The following is a 25857-nucleotide window of genomic DNA, read 5'->3' on the forward strand; positions in this document are numbered from 1 at the left end:
AGCAAAAAATGGACGAACAATTAGAACAAAAAATGAAGAAAATTTTACGGCACATGTTAAATGGCGGATTAGTAATCGTTGCCGATTCCCCTCAGCGTGAATCTGAGGGAGATATGATTGGCTTAGCCGAAAAAGTAACTCCCGAAGCAGTCAATATGATGATTAGCAAAGCTCGGGGACTTTTATGTGTGCCGATGAGCAAAGCATTTGCGGATAGACTTCAACTTGAACCGATAGAAACAGGGTCAAATGATACTTTTGGCACGGCATTTACCTTGAGTGTTGACTCAACAGAAACTACTACTGGAATTTCTGCTTTTGACCGGGCAAAAACAATCAAGAAGTTGGCTAATCCTGATAGTCAATGGGATGATTTCTACCATCCTGGTCATGTATTTCCGCTTGTAGCTAAAGAAGGCGGAGTTCTAGAGCGAACTGGCCATACAGAGGCAGCTTTAGACTTAGCACGCTTAGCTGGTGTGGCCCCAGTTGGTTTTATCTGTGAATGTATTAAAAAAGATGGTCATATGGCGCGGCGAAAGGATTTAAAGGCCTTAGCAGAAGGCTTGGGAATACCATATTTAACCATTGAAGAATTGATTGAGTACCGTAAACACCATGAAGCAAAAGAGCTAGATATCGAATCTTTTACTAAAGTTGACTTCCCGACGAAATATGGTCACTTTCAGCTTGAGGGTTTTAAAGACAGCGAACACCCAGACAAGGAGCCAACTTTACTTATTAGCAAGGGTGATATTAAGCAAGGAAGCCCGCTGCTGCTGCGGCTTCACAGTGAATGCTTGACTGGTGATGTATTTGGCTCAAAAAGGTGTGATTGTGGCGCTCAATTAGCTGAGGCCTTAACTAAAATAGAGCAAAACGGTTCAGGTGCGGTATTGTATTTGCGGCAAGAAGGCCGGGGGATTGGGCTTACCAACAAATTGCGTGCTTATCAATTGCAGGACCAAGGAATGGATACGGTCCAGGCAAATCAGCATTTGGGCTTGCCCGTAGATGCTCGCCGATACGACATTGCTGCCGAAATTTTGCGCCAAAAAGGAGTAAATGAAGTTGAATTAATGACAAATAATCCTGATAAGGTCGAGCAATTGGAAAATTATGGGATAAAAGTTACTAAGCGCATTCCTGTCGAAGTTGGAATGACCGCAGAAAACAGGGATTACTTGAAAACTAAGAAACATGCGATGAACCATTTATTAAGTGAGGTTGATTAAAATGAAGGAAATTACGGGAAATATTGCGGCTGGTCAAAATAAAAAAATTGGTATTGTTGTTGCGCAATTTAATGGCGTTGTGACTGATCGCTTACTTGAAGGGGCTATCGGTCAATTACATAAGTCAGGTGTTAAGGACGATAATATCGTAGTTGTCCATGTTCCAGGTGCCTTTGAAATTGCCCGGACAGTTAACTGTTTAGCAAAAAGTGGCAAAGTTGACGGCATTATTGCTTTAGGTGCAGTTATTCGTGGAGCAACTGCTCACTTTACCTATGTTTGTGAGGGAACAACTGCGCAGCTTGCCGCAGCCACTGCTAATGGTAAAGTTCCTGTCATGTTTGGTGTTTTGATGACTGATACGGTTGAACAAGCCACCGATCGTGCTGGTGGAAAAGCCGGTAATAAGGGGGCGGAATGTGCAACTGATGTTTTAGAAGTACTGAACTTAGAAGAACAGATTAACCAGATTTAACCAAAATACATTACTACTTAATTTGCGCCATTAAAATAGGCCATTTCTCCAGAACGAGAAATGACCTATTTTTACTTGCTTTTTAATTTGGCAATCTGTCCAGCCAAATTATCTTTAAAAATAAAAGATCCGACAACTGCAATATCTAAGCCAGCTTTTGTCAGTTTAACAATATTGTGATCATCAATACTGCCATCTGCTTTGATTTGGTAATGATAATTATTTTGCCGTCTTAATTCGTCTAACAGCTTTACTTTTTCGATTGTTGAGTCAATAAAGTTTGCACCGCTTGTTCCCGGATCAACCGACATAACCATTACTTGGTCTACTAATCTAAGGACAGGGATGATTGCTGAAACAGGTGTCCCGGGATTGATAATCACCTCGCATTTTTGACCCAATTTTTTAATTAAAGTTAAAATGCGGTGAATGTGCGGTGTTGATTCAACATGAATACCAATTATTTCCGTTGTTGGGAAAATATATTGCTCAATTAAAGTTTCAGGCTTTTCGACCATCATATGAATATCTAATGAAATTTGGCAGTTTTGACTAATTTCTTGTACAAGTTTTTGACCAAAATCAATTTCAGGTACAAAATGACCGTCCATTACATCAATATGAAGAAAATCAGCGCGGGCACTAGCAAGGCTCTTCAGGGTTTTGTCTAAATTCAATTTCGGTCCGCTGTGTAGTGAAACAGCTATTTGACACATCATACATCACTCCTTTACTACAACTTTTAAACCAATATGATGTCTAAACCAAAATAAAATTTGCCTAGTTAAGGTGAAATAAGTGGCACCCGTATTTTCCCCTTAACGTGCAAATCTTGTTTTTATTCTTTTTGTGATAGCGCTTAATATTTGAAGATAGAAAGGCGGATGAGGAATGTTCTTTGATCAAAAAATTATTAAGCTGCAAGCTGATGTGCAAAGCAGCACGGAAATAATCACACTGCTTGCCCAGATGCTAAAGCAAAAAACAATCGTTAAGGATAACTATTTAACTCATGTTTTGGCTAGGGAAAAGAATTTTCCAACGGGTTTACAACTTGAAAATGGAATTGGAGTTGCTATTCCCCATACTGATTCTGAATATGTTAATACATCTCAAATAGCGGTAGCGACTCTAAAAAAGCCGGTTGTCTTCAAAAGCATGGTTAACAAGGCAGTTGACGTAGAGGTTAGTTTGGTGTTCATGATTGCGATGAGTAAGCCGCATGAACAAGCCCAGCTTTTAAGTAATCTAATGACTTTTTGCCAGAATAAGCAAGCAATTGCCGAGTTATTGGCTGAAAGAAATCCCCAAAATGTAGAGCAAATTTTAAATAAGTATGATTTGAAATAGAAGGAGTGAAGAAAATGTTTGTACAGGCAATCCACTGGTTCCTAAATTTAGGTTCAACAGTTGGTATCCCAATTATTATTATCATTTTGGGCCTAATTGTAGGCCTAAAGCCAGCCAAGGCGTTAATTTCGGGATTAACTTTGAGTGCCGGCTTTATTGGGATGAATATGGTGGTAAATATGATGGCCACCGATTTACAACCAGCAATCAAGTTGATGGTGACGCGTTACCATTTATCTCTAAGTATCATGGATGTTGGCTGTGGTGTTGGTGGTCCCCTTGCTTTTTCAAGTTCACTTGGGGTTTTAGCAATTCCGTTAACCATCTTAATTAACTTGATCCTAGTTTGGGTTGGTTTAACTAGAACCTTAAACGTTGATATCTGGAATTTATGGCAACCAACATTTATTGGTTTGCTCGTCTGGGCGGTAACCGGGAATTATGTATATGGCATTATTGCTTTAGGCGGTGGCTTCTTACTTGAATTGCTTTTAGCAGATTTGATGCAGCCGATCACGGAAAAATTTTTCAACTTACCGGGTATTGCAGTAACTCACACGATGGCACTTTCAGCTACTATTCTAGTGGTTCCTTTAAATTGGCTATTTGATAAAATTCCAGGTTTCAATAAGCTCGATGCTAGTCCTGAAAAAATTCAAAAGCGTTTTGGCGTTTTGGGCGATCCCCTTGTTATTGGCTTTATCGTAGGTGTAGGTATTGGCCTATTAGCAGGATTCGATTTTGCCGGTATTTTACAACTGGGAGTTGAAATGGGTGCAACTCTTAAGATTATGCCAAAAATGATTTCCATGTTTATGGAAAGTCTGACCCCAATTTCTTCAGCTACACAAGAATTTACTAAAAAGCACTTGCGGGGCAAGAAAGTCAATATCGGAATGGATGCAGCTTTGACTGTCGGACATCCAGCTGTCATAGCAACTAGTGTTTTAATGATTCCTATCTCGTTATTTTTAGCAAGCATTTTACCAGGTAATAAAGTTTTGCCTTTAGGGGATTTAACACTTTATGTTTATGTTTTCACACTATTAGTTGGTGCATTTAAAGGCAATATTATTAGAAGTTTAATTGGTGCCACAATTTACTCAATTCCAATGCTCTATCTGTCAACTTGGCTTTCGCCGCTTGTTATGAAGAGCTTTAAGTTAGCTAACTACAGCATTAATACTAAAGGAGCATTTTCATTTGAGCTTTCTGGTTTGTGGACCAATGCAGCGTTTGTATGGATGGCTCAGAATATGGGCTTAATCGGACTAGTTATTTTAATCGTTGTTTTATTAGGATTGCTTTTTTACTTAAATGTAGTAAAGAAATTTAATGTTAATGAATAATAGGAAAGGTGAATAATAATGAAAAAAATGCTAATTATGTGTGGCGCAGGCCATGCTACATCAACAATCGTTCATGCAAAGGTAAATGATTGGCTAAAGGAAAATAATTTTGCCAATGACGTTGAAATCAAGCAGTCTGCAGTTAGTCAAGAAGTCGATAATATTCAAAATGGTCTTTATGACATTGTTATATCGACGACGATTGTTCCGGATGCTATTAAAGACCGAGTAATCAACGGAGTAGCCCTGTTAACAGGAATTGGAACAGAGCAGGTTTGGGATCAAGTAAAGGCAGCGCTTGAATCATGACATTTTACTATCAAGAAATTCAATTGGAAACCGTCTCGGGCAGGCCATCTTATCACATGATTACGGATGAGGTTAAACAAATTGTGGCTAATAGCCAAGTTCAAAATGGTCTTTGCTTGGTTCAAACTGTACATACTACTTGTTCAATTTATTTTGATGAGTACATGCATGACCGCAACTATTATGATGACGATTTTCTTCAAGTGGATCTTAATCATGTTTTAGAAAAAATTGTTCCCCGCCAAACCACGGAAAATTATCCTTATCTGAGTCCTGGTCCCAAGCACATCGCTTATGGTATGAAAAAGACGGACCCAAATTATCCAGCAGTTAAATGGACAATGTTAAATACTGATGGGCACTTAAGAGCAGATTTGTTGGGCTCAAGCATTTGTTTAGGGGTTCGGCAAAATGAGCTATTGCTGGGAGCAGTTGGTCAAATTTTCTTCGTTGATTTTGATCAGACAAGAGAACGTCAACGAAAGATTGAAGTTATTGTTTTAGGAGAACAAAATGAATAGTTATTCGGAATTGTTCCAAATTGAAGGTGAAGAAATAAGTGCCCTAGGGCAAAGTATTGCCCCAGATGAGATTACTCATCTGGTAACGATTTTAAAAAAGAATACTCATAATGTTTTTCTCACTGGTTGTGGCACCTCGGCAATGGCAGCCAGAAAAATTACTCATACACTGAATGTAGTTGGTCTAGCTGCTTTTTATTTAAATCCTTCGGATGCGGTTCATGGCGGCTTAGGACAAGTTAAGCAAAATGATGTGGTTATTTTTATCTCAAAGGGTGGCTCAACTAAAGAACTGACCAGCTTTGTTGCTAATATTGAATTTAAAAAGGCCAAAATTATTACTATTACGGAAAATCTTGATTCAGTTTTAGCTCAAAAAGCGGACTTGGCTGTCCAAATTAAGGTTAAACGCGAACTAGACAAATTTAATTTGTTAGCTACTACCAGTACTTTGGCTGTTATCTCTTTGTTTGATGTAATTGCTGTTTTGTTGATGCAAGAACAACATTTTTCTAAAAATGACTTTTTATTAAATCATCCTGCTGGCAAAGTCGGTAAGCAGCTAGCAAAAGAGGTTAAAAATGATTAAAGAGTTTGCTCAAATTTGTACAGAATTAACTACTATTAATTATGATTTATCAGAGCAGAAAGCACGAAAAATTCTACAACTAATCTTTTCTGCTAAGAGAGTTTTCCTGTCAGGAGAGGGTCGAAGCGGTCTGATGATTCGCGCACTCGCTAACCGCTTGACGCAAGCGGGGTTACAAGTTCACGTAGTTAGTGAGATTACCTGTCCGGCAATTAATGCTGAAGATTTGCTAATATTGAATTCTGCTAGTGGCACGTCCACCTTTTTACTCGGACAGGCTAAAAGCGCTAAGCATGTGGGAGCGACGATTTTGACTTTTACAGCTAAAAGGACTGCTCCTTTAAGTCAAACAAGTGATGAAGTTATTGTCATTGAGGCGCAAACAAAGGACACTAACCAGAATTCTGTCCAGCCAATGGGAAGTTTATATGAACAAGCCTCATTACTGCTTTTCGATAGCTTAATTTTAAAGGCATTGCATGCTAATTTGATTACAACTAGGCAATTACGGGATACACACTCTAATTTAGAGTAATTAAGGAGACTAAAACATGAGCGACAACAGAGATTTACTTGATTTTTTAAGGCAAAATAATGAATCTTGGATCACTGCTAAAACTCTTGCGATGAAATTGGCCGTGTCTGAGCGAACGGTAAAAAGCAAAATAGCTCAATTGCGTAAAAATAATATTGAAATTGAGAGTGGACCTAAAGGATATAGAATAAAAGGCAACTTTGATACTCCGGAAATAAGCGAATATTTACCTGATAATGCGGGCCAGAGGAGTTCGTGGTTAATTCGTAAACTAATCAAAGCTAAAAAGCCACTCAATATTTATGATCTATCTGGTCAACTTTACATCAATGAAGTTGAGTTACGTAAAGAACTAAAAAAGCTAACGAGTGAATTCAGTAATTTTGACTTAAGATTGATTCGCGAAGGCGATTTTTACCATGTTGATGGTGAAGAGGAAAATAAGCGTAAGCTTCTTTCGTCAATGATCTATCACGAATTAAACGGTACCTTGCTTAATGAAAAGGCTATTCAAAAGTATTTTCCTGAAGTCGATGTTAAAACAGTGGCGGATATCTTGCGGCAAAGTGCTAAAGTCGCTGATATTAAATTTGATTCCTTTAATTTCAGTAATCTTCTCTTACACCTAGTAATTATGTTAGATCGTTCCGATAAGATTGCATTTGTAGCAGAAAAAAATCAAATCTCTAATCCAGTAGTTAAGTCAATTGTTACTAAGCTTAATCAAAGAACAAACTATCATTTATCAGATGAAGATATTAAGCAATTAACGAAAATGATCCAGCTATTATCAGATATTCACTCTGCTGATTTACCACAAGATTCGCAGCTTAATAATTTATTTAAAAGAATCGTAGCATTTGTCCGTAAAACTTATAATCTTGATCTTGATGAAGAACTTTTCAAAAACCGCTTTTTGCCACATTTGTTACGTTTAATTGCCCGTTTTAAAAATAATAATACGGTACATAATCCATTAGCTGAAAATATCAAAAATTCTTCGCCGACAATTTATGAATGTGCGACTCTGATTGCCTATGAAATAAAAAAGGAATTAGGAATTGCCGTTAGTGAAGAAGAAATTGCTTTTATTGCCCTTCATGTCGGTAATATCGTAACGGAACAAATTAGGAATGAAAACAAAGTGATTTGTCAATTGCTGATACCTGAATATCACAATAATGCACAAAATGCAGTTTCGCTACTTGACCATAAATTTGGCAATGATTTGGTTATTTTAAATACTGTTAGTTCAGAAACCGATTTATTAGCGGAAACGCAGTTAGTAGTTGTCGTTGATTCAAAGCAAATTATCAAAAAGCATCAGTTTGTTCAAGTTTCTAGTTTCCTTTTACCAGGTGATATTAATAAGATTCAAAAGGCAATTAACCAAATTAAAGATGCCAATTCAGCGCATAAACTGCAGAAGGGGTTAGACAAATTTACGTCTGCTGCTAACTTTATTACTGAAAATCATACTCGGACAGCCCATGAAGTTATTCATTTTATAAGTGAGCGATTTTTACAAGAAAAAATTGTCGCCAAAGACTTTGAAGAACAGATTTGGGAAAGAGAGCGCCTTTCCAGCACGGCATTTGGTTCTGTAGCAATTCCTCATGCGATTAATTATCATGCTAGGCTGAGCCAATGGTTTATTTATATTAATGAAAAGGGTGTCGAATGGGGAAACCAGCGAGTTTATTTAATTATTATGCTTGCTTCAAGTCCAAAAGACGAAAAAAGGTTCCGGCAAGTTTTTGATGAACTTTCTGAAGTGATCATTAATGATAATAAAGTTGCCAAATTATCTAGGTGTAACAGTTATCAAGAATTTATCAAAGAAATTATCAAAATTGAATAAGCTGTTGGAAGTCTATTACCATTTGTTTAGGTAATAGGCTTTAATTTTGCTTGGTTGGCGAAAAACAAAAATTGTTTTTATAATTCTCGAATCTCGCTTAAACATAAAAGTTGCCCGTGACAGAATTCTTTAAAATTATACGGTTTGCTAATTTAAATAGTTTATAATTGCTTAGCAGACAATACTTTGTAAAACAAAAATGTAGTGGCTGAAATTTCTGCTTTAATTTAAAGCTGTCGGATGAATATTCTGTTAATAATTTAATAAATAAAAAATATTGATATTGAAAGCATTAATATGAAAAATACCTTTCTAAAATGGTGTATTTAGTTATATAATTGTAGAAGTATTTTGATTTAAGTGGGAGTGGGGAATGAAAAAGTTATTAGACACATTGTTAAAAATTGAATACGTACTAATATCATGGCTGATATCGTATTCAATATGCAATTTTATTGTTGTGGAAATCTATCGCATAGCATCATCGCATGTTCTGCAAGATACGGGCTATGGAATTTTGTATCTCGTAGTCCTCGTACTTTCATTAATTTTGAGCTTTTTTGTATACAAACTAGTTAATCTTATTTCTGATGGTGTAGTGAAACTATGGGATAAGGTGTTAGCTAAATATACCCTTATACAATCCCAAAATGATAGCAGTGCATTTTATTGTTTAGCTGTTTTGACTATTTTTGTTTTCACGTTGTGGTTTACCCAAATTCAACAAGCATTTTTGGGAATCAGAATGAGTATTGGCGAACTTTCAGTAATAATTGCTTTACTAGCTATAGCAATAACGTATTACGATGTAGTTAACCCTCATAGTAAATTCGAAATTTCAGAAATGAGTAAAACCAAGAATATTCTCGAATTAGGCCAAGAGCAGATGATTGGACTAAAAGGTTCCGGCGAACCGATTGTCAATGAAGCTAGTTTTTACATTTGGTGTACAAATACGAGCAGACATATTGGCAATATTAAGTATGTTGGCTGGTGCTATGCTCAACACGTTGATGAAGAAAATGATAGTTATAGTTTTGAAGATATTAAGCAGAGCCATGTTAAGCCAGGGATCGATTGGGATTTTGTTAAAGTAAATCCAGGTGAAATGACACCAAAAATCAAATTTTACCGTTCAATAAGTGGTGAAACAATCTCAGGTACAATCTATGTGATTTTCATGGATTCTGTTGGTCAAACATACAAAAAGAAAATCACTTTTTCATAAATTAGCGCTTTTATTAGCAATAAGAACAGGCATTTCAATAGATTTGAAATGCCTGTTTTTTGCATACACTTTTTAACTAAGGCACTTTTACTTCCACAATATCCTTTTTAAGTATTTCTAGAATCTTTTGTTGGAATTATTGAAAAGCTTGAAATTATTTTTTGTCTAGAAAACGTATAGCTATATACATATTCTTTGATGAAAGCGAATTCACAAAGACGGCTTTGTTATAGAATGAAAATTGAAAGGGGGAAAGTTGTAATGAATGAGAGGATCCAAGAAATTATTTCCCTTTTAATGGAAAAACCAGGAATAACAATTGTGGAGGTGATGCAGGAATTATCGTTAACAAGACGTCAGATTAATTATGCAGTAAGTTTAATCAATCAAGAATTAGAAGCCCATGGGTTAGCACCAATTTTAAGGCATGCTAATGGAACGTTCACTTTTTCAAACAAAGTCAAAGAATTACTTGTTAATGATAAGAAATTAAACGATTACTTTCCTAGTACGAATCGAGAAACAACGATTTTATTATATTTAATTATCAATGTGGATTATGTATCACTTGATGATCTAGCTGTTGTTGTTAGATGCAGTAAAACTACTATTCTTCGGAACCTAAGGGTTGCTGCTAAGGTTGCTGCGCGATACCAACTTGCGATCAAATATAACCGAAGCCGAGGTTACTTTTTGCAAGGCGATGAAACACAGATTCTAAGATTAGCAACAGCACTGGCTTTAAAGGAAAATGATACTGCAAATAATAGCTTATTGCGGAATGATATTTTTACTGAAGAGATTATCCATAATGCAACAGTTTTGATAACAAACTTTGAAAGAAAATTTCAAGTTTCGTTTTCGGATAAATACTTTGAGCATTTGAAGCTATTAATTCAGACTATTTTAGCTCGAGGAATGTCTACTAAAAAGAAGGGCGAATCAGATAAATTTATTGATCAAACTAATGAGTATAAATATTTGCGTAGACAAAAGATTATAGCCAAACTAACTGATTTCTATGTTGAATGGTTAGCCTTATCAATTTTATCCGCTAATATTTTTAATAAAGATAATTCAGAATATAGTCCCGATGAAATTGAATTATTTGGTTTTATTCATCAGATGGTTGAAGGATTTAAGCTGAAAGTTCTAGTGGATATTCCAAATCAATCAAGTTTTGAAAAAAGATTGTTAAATCATTTACGCCCAGCTTGCTATCGCGTTAAGTATAATTTACCAAATGTTGAATCTATGGACATAAGTGAAGATGAAGACCAAAAATTACTGTCTAGTATTATAAAAGATTTATTGCAACCAATCGAAGAATGGCTAGATACTAAGTTCTCAGAAAACGAGATCAAATTATTAACTTATTATTTTGGATACTTACTGATTGATAATGAAGGATCAAGGCAAAAAAATAGTACTAAATATACTGCAGTGGTGGTCTGCTCTAATGGAATAATAATGTCCAATATTTTAATCAAAATATTAATAAGCATTTTTCCAGAGATCAATTTTTTAGGAACCATGTCAGCCAGAGAATTTTCTGAATCTGACCAAAGATTTGATGTGGTTTTTTCAACCGTCTTGTTAAAAACAAAACTTAAAAATTACCTTGTCAAACCTAATATGGATAACTCAGAAAAACTTTCTTTACGATATCGAGTTTTAAAAGACTTGGGTCTTGACCAAATTGATCATAAAGCAAATGAACTATTACAGCTGGTCGGTAAATATACCAAAATCGAGGATGATAAAAAATTACGAACGGGTATTGTTAACATTCTTTTATCCAACTCAAATGAAACCATCAAAATTGACATTGAGTCACCAAAATCGCCAGATCTTTTGAGCTACATCAAGCTGAAATATATCCAGATAATAGAAGATCCAAATCCTGATTGGCAAGATGTCTTGTATCAAGCAATAGAACCACTGATTGTTGATCAAAAAGTCGAAGAAAAATATTATTTAGAACTCGTCAAACAAGTTTCAAGTAGATATAACTATAGCTTTTTAGGTGAGACAATGGCTATTCCACATGCGAGTCCAGAAAAAGGTATTTTAGACGATGGGATAGCAATTTTAATTTCGCAACATCCAATTAAGCTACCTTTCGGTAAGGAGGCTAGGATTCTAGCACCTGTGGCATTTTTTCATATGGACCGCTACCTCAAGGCTATTAATCAATTGGCTAACCTAGCAACAAATGATCAACAAATAGGCAAATTGCTAAATACTAGATCTGCAGATCAGGCATTTGAAATTATTAGAAAATACGTTAAAGAGGATAACTAATAATGGACCAAAGAAAATTTCCAGAATATACAATAATTCTGCGAAACTACACGCAAGTGCAAGCCAATGCAGTGCTTGAAGCCATTGTGGGCTTAGAAGCAGACTTTGCTGTTGAAGTAACAATGAATAGCCAAAATGCCACCAAAATAATAATGCAATTAAATCAAAAGTATGGTAGCCAAGTGAAAATTGGCGCAGGAACGGTTTTAAACCTTTCTAAAGAAAAGTCTGCCATTGCTGCAGGTGCCAAATTTATTTTGAGTGCCTGTGCAATGAGTAAAGAAATGATTAACTATGCTCAAAAAAATAAAGTTCTAGCCATCCCCGGAGTAATGACACCAACGGGTGTTTTTCAAATGATCAACTACGGTGCTGACATTGTCAAAATCTTTCCAGCAACAGTCGTTGGACCTAGCTTTTTTAAAGAAATTCAAGGGCCTCTAGGAGATTTAGACTTGATGGCGGTTGGAGGAGTATCAGAATATAACATTAAAAAGTTTAAAGATAATCGAGTTAAATATTTTGGTATTGGCTCAAATGCTTTTAACCAATCGGATATTGATAATTTGAATGTTAAAGGATTACAAAATTCACTTTTGAAACTGGTGAAATGAGCATAATTTGGTGAAATATATTGGAAAAGATAATTTTAGATGAGAACTTAATTTTTCAAAACCTAAGCTTTAAAACAAATATTGAGCTGGAAGGTTTTATGGCTGATCAGCTTTATAAATACGGCTATGTTAAAGAAAAGTATAAAGCTGCACTTCTAGAAAGAGAAAAGCACTTTCCAACGGGTTTACCATCTTCACAACCAGCAGTAGCAATTCCACATGCAAACGCTGATTTGGTAAATAAAACAACTTTAGCCGTTGCGACTTTGGCAGAACCTATCAAGTTTAAAAATATGGGCAATGTTAAAGAAGATATTCCGATAAAAATAGTGATTATGCTTGTGATTGCGGAACCCCATAGTCAGGTTGAGATGCTGCAAAAGGTTGCCAGCATTGTCCAAAATGAGAAATTAAGAAAACAGTTTTTACAAGTTTTAAACAAAAAACAATTATTAGAGCTTGTTCAATTAGCTATAGGAGATTGAGAACATGACTAAACACATTTTAGTTGCATGTGGAAATGGAATAGCCACTTCCACAGTTGTAGCAACAAAAATTAAAGAATACCTCAAAGAAAATGGGATTGATGCGGATACTACGCAGACCAGATTAACTGAAGTGTCGTCTAAAGTGGCAAATTATGACCTTTTGGTAACTACTGGTCAGTTTAGTGGCGATACTCATGGAACACCTTATGTTTTAGGACTTTCATTATTAACGGGGATTGGTGCGGAGAAAACTTTAGCTGATATTAAGGCTGCTCTAGTCAATCAAGAAGTCTAGGAGGAAATTTATGTGGTCTCAAATTGCTAACGGATTCATGAGCGGCTTTCAATTCATTATTAATTGTGGGCCGACAGTTATGCTGCCAATTATTATTACCATTGTTGGTTTGATTTTTGGCTTAAAAATTTCTGCGGCTTTTAAGTCAGGCCTTACTTTAGGAATTGGCTTTGCTGGAATTAAGCTTGTACTTGATTTTATGACAACTAATATTGGTCCTGCTGCAAAAGCAATGGTAGAAAGAACCCATGTTCAGCTTAATGCATTAGATGTAGGCTGGGGTTCAATTGCAGCCGTAACTTGGGCATCACCAATCATTGCAATTCTTATTTTTGTAATTTTATTAATTAATATAGTGCTATTAATTTTAAAAGCAACGCATACGTTAGATGTAGATATTTGGAACTACCATCATATGGCGATAGTTGGAATAATGGTCTACTTTGTGACAAAAAATGTATTTTTGGCTGTTGGTAGCGTTGCTGTCATGGCTATTATCACTTTTAAAATGTCAGATTGGTCACAGCCAATGGTAGAGGGCTTTTTTAAAATTCCTGGTGTTTCATTGCCTACTGTGTCTGCATTATCATCTTTGGTAATTGCCGTTCCTTTAAATTGGATATTAGATAAAATTCCTTTATTTAGAAAATCTAAATTCAGTATCAAGGATGCACAAAAATATTTGGGCTTTTTTGGTGACTCAATGATTATGGGTTTATTGATTGGATTAGCTATTGGTATTTTCGCCGGATATGATTTACAAAAAATTTTACAATTGGGCGTTAGTATGTCAGCAGTTTTAGTTTTAATTCCTAAAATGACGTCAATGTTCATGGAAGGTTTAATGCCTATATCTGAATCAGCACAGAAATGGTCACAGAAAAAGTTCAAGGGTAGAAAATTATTTATTGGATTGGATGCAGCAGTTATTGTTGGTAATCCTGATGTTATTACTACAGCCTTAATTATTATTCCTTTAACAATAGCTATGGCTGTTGTTTTACCTGGGAATAGGGTCTTACCGTTTGCTGACTTAGCTGTTGTTCCTTTCAGAGTAGCTATGGTAGTAGCTCTGACTAATGGTAATCTTTTGAAAAATATAGTTATTGGTCTTGCAGTAACAGCTTCACTTTTATGGTGTGGTTCAGCAACTGCTCCAGTATTGACTGCAATTGCTAAGTCGGTTGGTATAAAGCTTTCAACAGGGGGAAGTCTCTTGATTTCATCATTTGCAGCAACATCAATGATTCAAAGCTATATTGTTTATTTCTGCTTTACTTGGCATCCTGAATTTTGTGTCCCTATTTTACTTATTATAATTGCATTGATCTGGTATTACTTTGATTTTAATAAGCATATTAACAAAGCGGCTGAAGCAGAAGAAGTAGCCTTAAAATCTAAAAATAATTAGTTAAAAGGATAGGAAGAAAAGCATAATGAAAATTTCTGATTTTGTAATTTACCAAGTTAAACCACGCTGGATTTTTATAAAGATTAACACAGACGAAGGAATTTCTGGTTGGGGGGAATTAGTTTCTGGAACAAAGACAAAAACAGTAGTGGCTGCTGCTAAAGAAATGTGTACGAAGATCATAGGACAAAATCCGTTTGAAATCGAACAAATTTGGCAAAGATTACATAGGTCATTTTTCCGAGGTGGTCCAATCAACGGAACGGCAGTTTCCGGTATTGAAATGGCGCTTTGGGATATTAAAGGTAAAGCATTAAACCTGCCGGTTTATGAACTCTTAGGTGGTGCCGCTAGAAGTAAGATAAAAGTTTATTCATGGATTGGTGGTGATCGACCTTCAGATGTAGTTGAAATGGCGCAGCAACGTTGGGATCAAGGATTTAGAGCTGTAAAAATGAATGCAACTTCGGAAATGCATTATGTTGATTCCTTAGAAAAAGTTGATGCAGCGGTAGAGCGGGTTGCCTCCATTCGAGATAAGTTCGGCGATAAAATGGCGATTGGAATCGACTTTCATGGTCGTGTACATAAGCCAATGGCTAAAGTTTTAGCTAAAGAATTAGAGCAATATCATCCAATGTTTATCGAAGAACCAGTTTTGCCAGAAAACGAAGAATATTTTGCTCAAATTTCTAACGAAGTTTCAACACCAATTGCGACTGGAGAAAGATTATACACTAGATGGGGATTTAAAAATATCTTTAAACAAGGGTCTGTTGACATAGTTCAACCGGACGTTTCACTTTGTGGTGGTTTGTTAGAGGAGCGTAAAATTGCTGCAATGGCAGAAGCATTTGATATGGCTGTTGCTCCACATGCTCCTTATGGTCCTGTAGCATTAGCTGCTACTTTTCAAGTTGATGCTTGTACTCCAAATGTCTTTATTCAAGAGCAAAGCTTAGGTATACATTATAATCAGGGCTTTGACTTGTTAGATTTTGTTAAGAACAAATCGATTTTTCAGTACAAGAATAGTTTTGTTGATATTCCTAAAGGACCTGGTCTTGGAATTGAAATGGACGAAGAAAAGATTAAAGAAGTAGCTCAACAGGGACTAGTTTGGAATAATCCTGCTTGGTGTAATGATGATGGAACAATTGCTGAATGGTAAATTAAATGAACGAATCGATTGCTATTTTAGTTTTTATCTTGCTCATGTTTTTAAGGGAACTATCTGATATCAGAAAGATTCAAATTAAAGCAAGGAAAAAACCGTGTCAAATGCTAATGTCAGTCTTTATTGCAATTGGTCTAGTTGCTCTTTTTTGGTCAAATAAAAGCATTCTTGACCTGAGATTACTTACCTTTGTTGCATTAGTTTTGTTTTATGGCTTTGCGCCACAAGGAATTGGTTCAAAAAGAGTGATTAAAGTAGGAATTTTAAATGGTGATTTGGATAAATATCAAAAGATTGAACTTGAATCATGTGATCCAAGTAGCCACTGTACAAAAGTGTGGTTCTATAAGAAAAAGAATAGCGTGACTGTTCTTGAAGTTAAAGGGAACGTTAGATTAGTTCAAAAATATTTGTGTCAACATGTAAACTCCAAAATAGTCCAAATAAAAAGTTGAAAATGCTTTAAAGGTTGGAAATAAGAACTTCCGACCTTTTTAAGCTGGATTAAACAAATAAAGAGTTACAAATTCTACAGATGTGTTACTGGCCATATTGTTTCAAGTTTTGTCCTGATTAAGTAATTTGGCTATGATAAAAACCTCGAAATTTTTAAACTTCGAGGCTTGTCTATTCAGTATTTTGAGTGCTTTTAGTTTTTGCAATCCGTTGGTGGAGTTATTTTTTATCGTGATGGATATATTTGTAGTTATAGACGAATTGGTCGCTTCGAGCTATACAAAAAGTATATTCAATTGGTTCTTGCAATTTATTGTAAGAAGTCCGATTAACTTCTAAGCAAGGAGAATGGTGTTCAACGGATAACAGGTCAGCATCCTGATTAGAGATTAAACAGGCACGAATCGATTCACTAACTAAGTGAATTGATTGGTGAAAAGTTTTGCTCATTACAGAATACAATGAATTATTTTCTAAGTCATTTAAAGTTAAAGTAGAAAATTTAGCGAATGGTAAGTAGGTTTTTTCAATCATCATAGGAACTTGATCAGCTTTCCTAAGAAATTTAAGCCTAATTACTTTGTTACCAAGATTTATTTTTAGTTTAGATGATAGTCGTTTATCAGAATTAAAAACTTTAAACTCCAGTAAATTCGTTTCAGGTACCTTACCCAATGATTTCATTTGTTCAGTGAAACTGTAAACTTCATTAAGGGCTGTCGGGACCGACTTTTCTGAAACAAACGTACCTTTACCATGAACTTTATAAATGTATCCTGTTTTTTCTAACTCATCAAGCGCTTGCCTGACAGTATAGCGACTTACATTAAAGCGCTCAGCAATTTCTCTTTCACCAAGCAATTTTTGGCCCTTATGCATATTTTTTTGGATATGGGATTTTAAGGAACTAACTAATTTTAAATAAAGTGGTTTTTTCATAATTACTTTCTAAATACAAGGTCCGTACCACGGGCAATAACAGTTACATTTTATAATTTTTACATTAATTATTATAACAAATATAAATTAGTAGGTATAAATTATATTTACACTGTAACCGCTTACTGATATTATTAACTTAACATTGGTATGGACCAATAGAAAAGTTTTAGGAGGTTAGATAATGAGTAAACCAAATATTTTGTTAACCAGAATAGACAATCGGCTTGTTCATGGACAAGTTGGAGTGATCTGGACCAGTTCGATTGGAGCTAATTTGCTATTAGTGGCAAATGATGATGTTGCCAAAGATCCTTTACAGCAGAAATTGATGCAAAGTACCTCTGAATCGTCAGGAGCTCAAATAAGATTTTTCTCAATCCAGAAAACGATTGATATCATCGGTAAAGCTGCTCCAAGACAAAAAATTTTTATTATCGTTAAGACACCGACTGATGCTGTTAAATTAGTTGATGGCGGCGTACCAATTAAAGAGATAGATGTTGGTAATATGCACTTTTCTACAGGTAAGGAAAAAGTTACAGATAAAGTATACGTTGATCAACAAGATAAGGACGATTTAATGAAACTGGTTAACGCTGGTGTCAATATTTACATTCAAGATGTTCCGGGTGATAAAAAAGTACCAATTGATTTCTAATTAAAGGAATTTGGAGGAGAAAATGAAAATCACTTTATTACAAGGAATTTTACTCAGCATATTCGGTGCAATTGCTGGGGTGGATTCATACACGGAAGCTCTATATATTTTTCGACCGATTATTAGTTGTGCAGTTACCGGTCTGATACTTGGAGACCCAATAACAGGTCTGTTAGCCGGTGGGGTAGCGGAACTTACTTTTGCAGGACTGACCAATGCTGGGGGCACACAACCACCTAATCCAGCTGTTTGCGGCATAATGACGGTTGTAATTGCGCATACAACTAAAGTTGCGCCTGCAACTGCAGTTGGTTTATCGCTACCATTTGCAATGTTGATGCAATACATTATCTTAATGTATTACTCTTTGTTTTCAGGCTTTATGCCTAGTTTGGATAAGGCGGCTGAGAAAGCTGAAACAAAAAAGTTTAGTCGTTATGTTGCCTTTTCCATGGCGGTTGTTGGAATTACCTTTTTCATCATAATTTTTCTATCTTCATATGCCGCACAAGCTCCGATGGCAAGCTTAGTCAAAGCAATGCCAACATGGTTAATTCATGGTTTCGAACTGGCTGGAGGTGCGTTACCAGCAGTTGGATTCGCAATGTTACTAAAAGTATTATTGCGGGTAAGTTATTTCCCATACTTGTTACTAGGCTTTGTAGTGGCTAGCTTTATTAATTATTCGAACGTTTTGCCTGCCGCGGCTATTGGTGTCGTCTTTGCAATGATTGACTTCTTTAATACTAAACAGAATCAAAAATTGAAAGATCAAATCAATGAAATTAAGGAAAATGGAGGCGCTGAAGATGGTATCTAATGATGCAAAAAAATACACCAAAATAAGTAAAAAAGACATTACCATGTTAGGTTTACGGTCATCAATGTTTCAGCTAGGCTTTAATTATGAAAGAATGCAAGCTGCTGGCTGGACCTGGGCGCAAATCCCAATTTGGAAGAAAATCTTTGGTAAGGACAAAAAGGAATTATCTGAGGCAATGGTTGATAATATGAACTTTATCAACACTAGTCCACCACTTGTAGCTATCCTACTTGGACTTTTAGCTAGTATGGAGGAAAAAAGGGTAGATCGAAAAACGATTAGTGGATTGAAGAACGCCTTATTTGCTCCATTAGCTGGTATTGGCGATGCAATTTATTGGTTTACAATTATGCCGATTGTAGGTGGGATTTGTGCCTCATTTGCTTCTAAAGGAAATCCTCTTGGCCCAATTATTTTCTTCTTAGTTTATTTAGCCATTTTCCTATGTCGAATTCCTTTTGCACATTTAGGCTATGATATGGGAACAAAAGCGATTGATGTTATACAGGAAAATTCAAAGATTATTTCTAAATCTGCTTCTATCATGGGACTAACTGTAATTGGTGCCCTAATCAGTTCCTACGTAACTTTATCCCTGAAAGTAAAAATTGGCAGTGTGTCTCTACAAAAAGATTTTCTGGATAAGGTTTTTCCTAACCTTTTACCTTTAGGTTTTACTTTCTTTTTGTATTGGCTACTAAAAAAGAAAAAAGTTTCACCAATTATTTTAATTGTTGTTGTCTTTGTCCTCTGTATTGCTTGTTCATGGCTTGGAATCATGTAAAGGAGACTAAATTTTGACTAAACCAAAAATTATTGTTGTCGGCCATGGCAATTTTGCATCTGGCATTTGTAGTTCGCTTGAATTGTTTGTTGGTCCGCAAAATAAATCCAATTTTATCGATTTTACAAAAGAAATGAATGAGGATGATTTAGAGAAAAAAATCAATGAACAGGTAAGTAACCAAGAGATTATTTTCTTTACTGATCTCGTCGGTGGAACGCCTTATAAGTTAGTAGCAGAATTAGCCTATCACAATGATCAGATTGGAGTTGTGGCTGGATGTAATTTGAGTTCACTTCTAGAAACCACTTACCGAAATTATCATTCTAAAGAAGAATTAATGCATGACCTAGTGGCAATCACTCAAAAGACAGCCCAAGTTTTTGATAAAACGACTTTGACAAAAGAAAATCAGGATAAAACCAATTTTTCTGATGGTATTTGAAAGGAACTTGATTATGAAAAGTATGTCATATTACGTAAATTCTGAAGCATCCGTTTATCAACAGATTAGAACTAACTACCAAGAATTGTTAAAGCCAATGATTAATAGTTTCAAAACCAATGAGACTAAGTACAAATCAATTGTCATATTTGCTACTGGTTCCAGTTCTAACGCTGCTTATGGTGCGTTACCGTTGATGACTGAGCGATTAGGAATATCAGTTTATGTGGAAGAGCCATCGATAGCTGCTAACTATCAAAATCATTTTCAGGATGATATTTTATATATTGCCATTTCTCAAGGCGGTCATAGTGCTTCGACCATTAAAGTTGTTAAAGAATTGCTCGCTAAAAAAATCACTGTTTTTGTTTTAACTAGTGATTTAAATAGTCCGATTGCCCAGACAGGTGCTCAGCTAATAGAGATGGGAATGGGGATTGAAGAAATGCCATATGTAACGCTTGGTTACAGCGTTACAATTCTGTTGTTGATATTGTTTGCAATTGAAGCGGCACACCAAACCAAAAGATTATCTTCAAAGGGATATGAAAAAGATATTAAGGAAATAGACCGTATCATAGAGAATCTGCCCCACATTGTTCAGCAATCTGAACGATGGGCTGATCGCTATGTTAATGAAAACAGTGAGCTGAAGAGAATCTATTTTATTGGTTATGGTGCTGCTTATGGGGTTGCCCGTGAAGGCGAGACTAAAATTACGGAAACAGTTCATATCACAGCACAAGGGAAGGAATTAGAAGAATACATGCATGGTCCATATATTGGTATGCATGCGTCTGATCGCTTCATCTTTATCGAACCTCAAGGCAAATTAGAAGGACGAGCAAAAAAATTACAGCACTTTTTACGATTGCATGCTAAGCATGTAACAGTTATTACTAGTTATAACTGTACTAACGATGAGGTGGATAGTTTAAACCTGAAAACAGATGTTAATGAATTATTGACATCATTATTCATGACCATTCCGATACATTTGCTTGCCTATAAATTGGCAAAGGCTAGAGAAATCAATCTGGAAGTACCAGCTTATCCAGAATTCGATGAGATAACTAAATCTAAATTATAGTATTTGTTTGATATAGTGTAGCTAGTTAAGCTACTAAGGCAATAATTAAGAGTCTAAGAAATTTTCTTAGACTCTTTTTGTGTATTATTAACTGTTAATTTCTAGAACTTATTTCGGCATGATGCTGACGTCTTTTCCGTTAGTAGCTATAAGGCTAACTAGCTAGAGTTTTTGAGATCAAAATTTTGCAGGAATAACTAGTGGATCAAAGCTAGTCTTGTTATCTTTTTTATTTAAAAGCTTAAGTAAAATTTCTGCTGCACTTGCTCCCATTAAATAAGGATTCTGCGAAATTAATTTCGATGTTGGAAGAAGTAAATGAGCAAGTTTGGTATCGGAAAAACCAGTAACATAAACGGAATTATTAGGGAAATAGCTGTCAGCGATTAACAAAGGGATGAATTCCAATAGCCATCTTTCTTTAAAGGAAAAAATCAATGTCTTTTTTTGTAATTTTTGCTGTTTTTGTAAAAAAGCTTCGATTTTTTTCTTGATAATTGTGTGGTTATAACTTTCTTCATCAATTTGAATTAAATGAATTTGCTTTTCATCAGCAACAGAGCAGATACCCTGATAGCGATCTTGCCGCGTAGAGGCAATCTTGACTTCGGAAGACAAAATCAAAATGTCATTGCAGCCCTTGTCTAAAAAATATTGAGTAGCAGTTTTAGAAACAGCTTCATTATTGGAAATTACTTGAGGCCATTTAGTACTATCAAGTCTACGGTCTAGAATTACGGTAGGAATATCATGAATAAATTCGGATGCAATTTTTTTAGCATCACTTCCTAAAGGTTGAAAAAGTAGACCATCAAAAAAGCTGCTGCTCACAGTCTTAATTAATTCTTTTTCTTGGTTTTGATCGGCGTTAGTGTCTAGTAAAAAAGCATCATAATCCTTAAGATGTAGGATATTTGAGGCTCCTTTAAATAATTCTGTCGAAAAATAGTCATCGATATTAGAAACGACAACGGCAATAGTTTTGCTTTGGTTAGTAGCCATTTGTCTAGCGGCTAAATCTGGAATATAGTTTAACGTTTTTATTGCCTGTTCAATAGCCTGAGCTTTTTCTTTTGATAATCGGCCAGCGGCTTTGTTATTCAAATACCTTGATACAGAGGCAACTGAAACATTAGCTAACTCGGCCACATTACGAATTGTTGCTTTCTTCATAGTTATTTTCTTCTCGTTTAGATTTCTTTAAGTAATAGTATATCATTTAGAACAATATAAAATAAATTTCCATATATACCATAAAATTATCAAATAATAAGCAAAAAAGCGCTTGCAAATAAATAATTAAAGATTTATATTAATAAGGTAACCGGTTACCTCAAACGTAAAAAAGTGTAGTTTCAAATAATAACTTAGTAAAGTGAAGAACTTTTTGTATGCCTAATGTTAGCCAATTTGTGCCAGATTAATATCCAAGCAAAGATTGGCATAGTTATTGAATGAAACTCTCGTTTTAATTAAAAATGAAAAGAGGAAACAGCATGTCTGAGGTAATTACAATTGGTGAACCACTTGTAAATTTCTGTTCTGAAGAACCCGATGTTTCATTAACTGATGCGTTAGAATTTCATAAAGTTATGGGCGGAGCTGAATTAAATGTTGCTATTGGTGTAAGGAAATTAGGACATTCGGTTGAGTATGTAACTCGAGTTGGCCAGGATCCAATGGGAAAGTTTATTCAAAAAGCACTTGCCGCTCATGATGTGGGGACAAGTTATGTTAGTTATGATGATGTTTATTACACTGGTCATCAAATGAAGCAGTTAGTAACACAGGGAGATCCTGTCGTAGTCAATTATCGCCGTGATTCTGCAGCTAGTCATCTTGAGGCAAGGCAGCTAGAAAATATTGATTTGAGTGATATCAAAATAGCTCATACAACGGGGATTTTTCCTGCTATTTCACCAATTGCTGAAAAAACTTTTCGCTCATTTTATCAAAAACTAATTGCTGCCCAAAAGTTAATCACATTTGATCCCAACCTTCGCCCATCTTTATGGAAAAGCAAAGATTACATGATCAAAACGATTAATGATATAGCGGGAATGGCTGATATTGTTTTACCAGGCATAAATGAAGGAAAAACATTGGTTGGAACGGATAATCCTAATGAAATTGCCGATTTTTATTTAAACGGTGAACGAACGCATGCCGTAATTATTAAATTAGGCGATCAAGGTGTCTTTGTTAAAACAGACCAAGGGCAAAAGTATACTATTCCAAGCTTTAAAGCCGAGAAGGTAGTTGATACTGTTGGAGCCGGAGATGGCTTCGCCTTGGGATTAATTACAGCATTACTTGAAAAGAAAAATTTAAAAGCTGCTGCAATGCGTGGGAACGCCGTTGGTTGCTTACAGGTACAAACTTTAGGAGACAATGATGGCTATCCTAATCAGGAAGAATTGCAACAATTTTACGCCAAGCAGGGTGTTTCGGAAGACGAATTTGCTAATCAAGCATAAATGTCATCTTTTAATCTTCTTTGATAAATAAAGCATCAAGAAAGCTGGGTAAATTATGGTAGAAGAAACAGCGCACTTAATTGATCAAGTTTTAAATGAAATAGATGCAGTCTTGCACAAAGTCGATGTAAGACAAATTGATCAAACCATAAAGCTAATCACAAAAAACAAAAGAATATTTGTTTTAGGCTCAGGCCGTTCAGGTTTCGCGGCGAAGGGCTTTGCTATGCGGTTAATGCATATTGGCTACCAAGTTTATGTGGTTGGCGAAACTATTACTCCTTCAATTCAAAAAAATGATCTTTTAGTTGTTGTGTCCGGATCAGGAGAAACGAGAACTGTTCTTGATTTAGCAAAAATGGCCCACGATAAGGGAGTAAAATGATCGCAATTACCAGCAATGTCAAATCTTCTTTAGCCAAACTAGCAGATGGACTATTGCAAGTACCTGGAACTACCAAAAATGGTGATGGAATCAACTCCATTCAATTATTAAGTACGCTATTTGATCAAAGCGCACAGATTGTTATGGATATTTTGTGCTTAAAGCTAAGTATGCGTGATGAGATTTCTGACGAAGAAGCGAAAAGCAAACATAGTAATATTGAGTAATTAGAGGAAAAGATAATGTTATTAAAATACGAAATAATCAATAAAGTTCATCAAGCAGGTGTAGTTGCCGTTATTAGAGGTTATAGTGAAGAAAATTCATATGAAACTGCCAAGGCATGTATCAAAGGAAATATTACAGCAATTGAATTGGCATTTACTTCTCCGAATGCGGACGTAACAATCAAAAAATTAAGATCAAAGTATCAAACAGATACAGATGTAATTATTGGAGCAGGAACGGTTTTGGATCCTGCCACAGCGAGACTAGCAATTGTTGCAGGAGCACAATTTATCGTGAGTCCATCATTTAATGAGGAGACTGCTAAATTGTGTAATTTATATGAAGTACCTTATATGCCGGGCTGTCTTACGCCAACCGAAGTGCAGTCAGCACTAACTTATGGTGCTGATGTAGTCAAAGTTTTTCCTGGCTCAGTAGCAGGCAAGTCGGTAATTAATGAAATTCACGGACCGTTTCCAAATGTTAACGTTATGCCTACAGGTGGAGTTTCATTAGAAAACATGGCAGATTGGTTTAACAAAGGTGCATTTGTTGTTGGTGTTGGAGGCAGCATGGTCGCACCAGGCAAAAAGGATGATTATCAGGCTGTAACTGTAAATGCGAAGAAATTTCACGCTAAGTATCTTGATCTAATAAAGAAGTAAACTTAAGTATTAATAGGATCGAAAAAGTCAGGATTATCCAGCTAAAAAACTAGGTCAAACATTTAACCGTGTTTGGCCTAGTTTTGTATTATCTTGTGGTTTCTCTGTTAATAAGTTTTGTTGGAATAAGAAATTGGCTGCCCTTTTCATTTTGCTTATTAATTGCATTCATCATGCTGTTGACAGCAGTCTGCGCAATCTTTTTAGTGTTTTGCTGAATGGTTGTTAACTTAGGCGTAAGCACATTGGCTGCGGGAATATCATCAAAACCAATAATTTGTATTTGCTTGGGAATCTGATAATTAAGCTCCTGTAGGTACTGAATCAGACTAATGGCAATATTATCATCTACTGCAAAAAAGCCATCGACTTGTGGATTTCTTGTTAAAAAGGTTTTAAGTGCACTTTTATTTGTGAGCTTAAGTTCTTGATGTGATTTTAAAAACTTTACCTGATGATTTTTAAGTGCTTCTTTAAAGCCCGCAATTCTCGATTTGGTTGAAGTGTTAACTTTTTTAACAACAATTGCTGGAAATTGACTACCCCGATTGAAGAGATAATTAGTAGCATCTAGTCCGCCTTGATAGTGATTAGAAGAAATAAAGACCGTATTGTGGAAATTTTCTGGTTCTCGGTCGATACAAATATAGGGGATCTCTTTTAAGGAACTCTGGAATTTGAAACCATGCTGATATGACCCCGAAATAACGATAATTCCATCTACTTTTTTATTTTCAAGCATATGCAAATATGCTTGTTCTTTTTTTTCATTTTTGTCTGTATTGCAGATTATTGTGGAATAGTTTTTAGAAAAAAGCAGTTCTTCAATTTTTTGCACAAGGTCAGCAAAAAATGAGTTTTTAATATCTGGCACTAAAATGCCAATTGTATAAGTAATATTTGTACGTAGACTGCGCGCACTATCGTTAATCTTATAACCAGTCTGTTTGATAACCTCTAAAACCTTATTTTTGGTTTCTTCGGAAAAACGCCCATTATTATTAATAACTCGTGAAACTGTTGCAGTTGAGACATTACTAAGTTTGGCAATGTCCTTGATTGAATATTGCTTCATCGTTAACTCCTTTATGCTAGATATTATAGCATTAAAAGTGTTGCTCAATTCTGCCCTATGGTTAAACGATTACTTATTAATTTTATTA

Annotated in this window: 28 protein-coding genes and 1 pseudogene; 25 read left to right on the plus strand and 4 right to left on the minus strand. The window is 35.4% G+C overall.

The features are described 5' to 3' along the window. Nucleotides 1–8 precede the first annotated feature (8 nt). Together ribA and ribH are read left to right on the plus strand one after the other, a co-directional pair. Nucleotides 9–1235 (plus strand): GTP cyclohydrolase II, encoded by a 1227-nt coding sequence (gene ribA / locus GYM71_RS01520; RefSeq protein WP_220221165.1) that lies wholly within the window; start codon nt 9–11, stop codon nt 1233–1235. Nucleotide 1236: 1 nt separating this feature from the next. Continuing rightward, nucleotides 1237–1710, plus strand: coding sequence for a 6,7-dimethyl-8-ribityllumazine synthase (gene ribH / locus GYM71_RS01525; protein WP_103752881.1), 474 nt, complete (start codon nt 1237–1239; stop codon nt 1708–1710). Nucleotides 1711–1781: 71 nt separating this feature from the next. Here ribH and GYM71_RS01530 read toward each other — a convergent pair whose 3' ends face one another. After that, the gene (locus GYM71_RS01530; protein WP_244986837.1) at nt 1782–2429 is read right to left on the minus strand and encodes a ribulose-phosphate 3-epimerase; all 648 of its coding nucleotides are present in this window, start codon (nt 2427–2429) and stop codon (nt 1782–1784) included. A 172-nt stretch (nt 2430–2601) separates the two neighbouring features. Between GYM71_RS01530 and GYM71_RS01535 the strand changes: the two genes are divergently transcribed. The 15 genes from GYM71_RS01535 to GYM71_RS01605 all read left to right on the plus strand — a co-directional run bounded on the left by GYM71_RS01535 (nt 2602) and on the right by GYM71_RS01605 (nt 16196). After that, nucleotides 2602–3060, plus strand: coding sequence for a PTS sugar transporter subunit IIA (locus GYM71_RS01535; RefSeq protein WP_220220657.1), 459 nt, complete (start codon nt 2602–2604; stop codon nt 3058–3060). Nucleotides 3061–3074: 14 nt separating this feature from the next. Beyond that, nucleotides 3075–4409 carry a PTS galactitol transporter subunit IIC gene (locus GYM71_RS01540; protein WP_220220658.1) on the plus strand — a complete coding sequence of 445 codons (1335 nt, stop codon included), beginning with the start codon at nt 3075–3077 and terminating at the stop codon, nt 4407–4409. An 18-nt stretch (nt 4410–4427) separates the two neighbouring features. After that, nucleotides 4428–4718, plus strand: coding sequence for a PTS sugar transporter subunit IIB (locus GYM71_RS01545; RefSeq protein WP_220220659.1), 291 nt, complete (start codon nt 4428–4430; stop codon nt 4716–4718). Further along, a complete protein-coding gene (locus GYM71_RS01550; protein ID WP_220220660.1) occupies nt 4715–5239 on the plus strand; it encodes a YjbQ family protein in 525 nt (174 codons plus the stop codon). The genes GYM71_RS01545 and GYM71_RS01550 overlap by 4 nt, the downstream gene beginning before the upstream one ends. Further along, entirely contained in the window at nt 5232–5828 is a 597-nt protein-coding gene (locus tag GYM71_RS01555) for a KpsF/GutQ family sugar-phosphate isomerase (RefSeq protein WP_220220661.1), read from the plus strand. The genes GYM71_RS01550 and GYM71_RS01555 overlap by 8 nt, the downstream gene beginning before the upstream one ends. Continuing rightward, nucleotides 5821–6363, plus strand: coding sequence for a 6-phospho-3-hexuloisomerase (gene hxlB / locus GYM71_RS01560; RefSeq protein ID WP_220220662.1), 543 nt, complete (start codon nt 5821–5823; stop codon nt 6361–6363). The genes GYM71_RS01555 and hxlB (GYM71_RS01560) overlap by 8 nt, the downstream gene beginning before the upstream one ends. A 16-nt stretch (nt 6364–6379) precedes the next feature. Next, a complete protein-coding gene (locus GYM71_RS01565; RefSeq protein ID WP_220220663.1) occupies nt 6380–8224 on the plus strand; it encodes a BglG family transcription antiterminator in 1845 nt (614 codons plus the stop codon). Between the two features lie 373 nt (nt 8225–8597). Beyond that, nucleotides 8598–9452: a hypothetical protein gene (locus GYM71_RS01570; RefSeq protein WP_220220664.1), complete on the plus strand. Its 855-nt coding sequence runs from the start codon at nt 8598–8600 to the stop codon at nt 9450–9452. 261 nt (nt 9453–9713) lie between these two features. Next, nucleotides 9714–11756 carry a BglG family transcription antiterminator gene (locus GYM71_RS01575; RefSeq protein ID WP_220220665.1) on the plus strand — a complete coding sequence of 681 codons (2043 nt, stop codon included), beginning with the start codon at nt 9714–9716 and terminating at the stop codon, nt 11754–11756. 2 nt (nt 11757–11758) lie between these two features. Beyond that, nucleotides 11759–12370, plus strand: a complete 612-nt coding sequence (locus GYM71_RS01580) for a bifunctional 4-hydroxy-2-oxoglutarate aldolase/2-dehydro-3-deoxy-phosphogluconate aldolase (RefSeq protein ID WP_220220666.1) — start codon at nt 11759–11761, stop codon at nt 12368–12370. 20 nt (nt 12371–12390) lie between these two features. Then, nucleotides 12391–12855 carry a PTS sugar transporter subunit IIA gene (locus tag GYM71_RS01585; RefSeq protein ID WP_220220667.1) on the plus strand — a complete coding sequence of 155 codons (465 nt, stop codon included), beginning with the start codon at nt 12391–12393 and terminating at the stop codon, nt 12853–12855. A 4-nt stretch (nt 12856–12859) separates the two neighbouring features. After that, entirely contained in the window at nt 12860–13153 is a 294-nt protein-coding gene (locus tag GYM71_RS01590) for a PTS sugar transporter subunit IIB (RefSeq protein ID WP_220220668.1), read from the plus strand. Nucleotides 13154–13190: 37 nt separating this feature from the next. After that, nucleotides 13191–14564 (plus strand): PTS galactitol transporter subunit IIC, encoded by a 1374-nt coding sequence (locus GYM71_RS01595; protein WP_244986849.1) that lies wholly within the window; start codon nt 13191–13193, stop codon nt 14562–14564. 25 nt (nt 14565–14589) lie between these two features. Continuing rightward, on the plus strand, nt 14590–15735 hold the full coding sequence (gene dgoD / locus GYM71_RS01600; RefSeq protein ID WP_220220670.1) for a galactonate dehydratase: 1146 nt from the start codon (nt 14590–14592) through the stop codon (nt 15733–15735). 5 nt (nt 15736–15740) lie between these two features. Beyond that, nucleotides 15741–16196, plus strand: coding sequence for a hypothetical protein (locus tag GYM71_RS01605; protein ID WP_220220671.1), 456 nt, complete (start codon nt 15741–15743; stop codon nt 16194–16196). Between the two features lie 220 nt (nt 16197–16416). Here the strand turns inward: GYM71_RS01605 and GYM71_RS01610 are convergent, their stop codons facing one another. Then, on the minus strand, nt 16417–17136 hold the full coding sequence (locus tag GYM71_RS01610; protein WP_220220672.1) for a GntR family transcriptional regulator: 720 nt from the start codon (nt 17134–17136) through the stop codon (nt 16417–16419). Nucleotides 17137–17320: 184 nt separating this feature from the next. On the opposite strand from GYM71_RS01610, the gene agaB reads away from it, so the two are divergent. Genes agaB through GYM71_RS01635 form a run of 5 tightly spaced genes read left to right on the plus strand, consistent with a single transcriptional unit; the run spans nt 17321 to nt 20939 of the window. Continuing rightward, on the plus strand, nt 17321–17797 hold the full coding sequence (gene agaB, locus GYM71_RS01615) for a PTS galactosamine transporter subunit IIB (RefSeq protein ID WP_220220673.1): 477 nt from the start codon (nt 17321–17323) through the stop codon (nt 17795–17797). 22 nt (nt 17798–17819) lie between these two features. Beyond that, nucleotides 17820–18617 (plus strand): PTS galactosamine transporter subunit IIC, encoded by a 798-nt coding sequence (agaC, locus tag GYM71_RS01620; protein ID WP_220220674.1) that lies wholly within the window; start codon nt 17820–17822, stop codon nt 18615–18617. Next, entirely contained in the window at nt 18607–19404 is a 798-nt protein-coding gene (gene agaD, locus GYM71_RS01625) for a PTS galactosamine transporter subunit IID (RefSeq protein ID WP_220220675.1), read from the plus strand. Before agaC ends, agaD begins: the two co-directional genes overlap by 11 nt. A gap of 13 nt (nt 19405–19417) precedes the next feature. Then, nucleotides 19418–19849: a PTS sugar transporter subunit IIA gene (locus GYM71_RS01630; RefSeq protein WP_220220676.1), complete on the plus strand. Its 432-nt coding sequence runs from the start codon at nt 19418–19420 to the stop codon at nt 19847–19849. 13 nt (nt 19850–19862) lie between these two features. Beyond that, complete coding sequence (locus tag GYM71_RS01635) at nt 19863–20939, plus strand: SIS domain-containing protein (RefSeq protein WP_220220677.1); 1077 nt, start codon at nt 19863–19865, stop codon at nt 20937–20939. Nucleotides 20940–21116: 177 nt separating this feature from the next. On the opposite strand, the gene GYM71_RS01640 is transcribed toward GYM71_RS01635, so the two are convergent. Beyond that, nucleotides 21117–22112 (minus strand): LacI family DNA-binding transcriptional regulator, encoded by a 996-nt coding sequence (locus GYM71_RS01640; RefSeq protein ID WP_220220678.1) that lies wholly within the window; start codon nt 22110–22112, stop codon nt 21117–21119. A 323-nt stretch (nt 22113–22435) separates the two neighbouring features. On the opposite strand from GYM71_RS01640, the gene GYM71_RS01645 reads away from it, so the two are divergent. From GYM71_RS01645 to GYM71_RS01655, 3 genes and pseudogenes are all read left to right on the plus strand, one after another. Beyond that, nucleotides 22436–23416: a sugar kinase gene (locus GYM71_RS01645; protein ID WP_220220679.1), complete on the plus strand. Its 981-nt coding sequence runs from the start codon at nt 22436–22438 to the stop codon at nt 23414–23416. A gap of 55 nt (nt 23417–23471) precedes the next feature. Next, a pseudogene (gene hxlB / locus GYM71_RS01650) lies at nt 23472–24028 on the plus strand (6-phospho-3-hexuloisomerase). Nucleotides 24029–24043: 15 nt separating this feature from the next. After that, the gene (locus GYM71_RS01655) at nt 24044–24694 is read left to right on the plus strand and encodes a bifunctional 2-keto-4-hydroxyglutarate aldolase/2-keto-3-deoxy-6-phosphogluconate aldolase (protein ID WP_220220680.1); all 651 of its coding nucleotides are present in this window, start codon (nt 24044–24046) and stop codon (nt 24692–24694) included. Nucleotides 24695–24782: 88 nt separating this feature from the next. On the opposite strand, the gene GYM71_RS01660 is transcribed toward GYM71_RS01655, so the two are convergent. Continuing rightward, the gene (locus tag GYM71_RS01660; RefSeq protein ID WP_220220681.1) at nt 24783–25769 is read right to left on the minus strand and encodes a LacI family DNA-binding transcriptional regulator; all 987 of its coding nucleotides are present in this window, start codon (nt 25767–25769) and stop codon (nt 24783–24785) included. Nucleotides 25770–25857: the final 88 nt, after the last annotated feature.

It is taken from the genome of Lactobacillus panisapium (assembly GCF_019469265.1).
Taxonomy (GTDB): domain Bacteria; phylum Bacillota; class Bacilli; order Lactobacillales; family Lactobacillaceae; genus Lactobacillus; species Lactobacillus panisapium.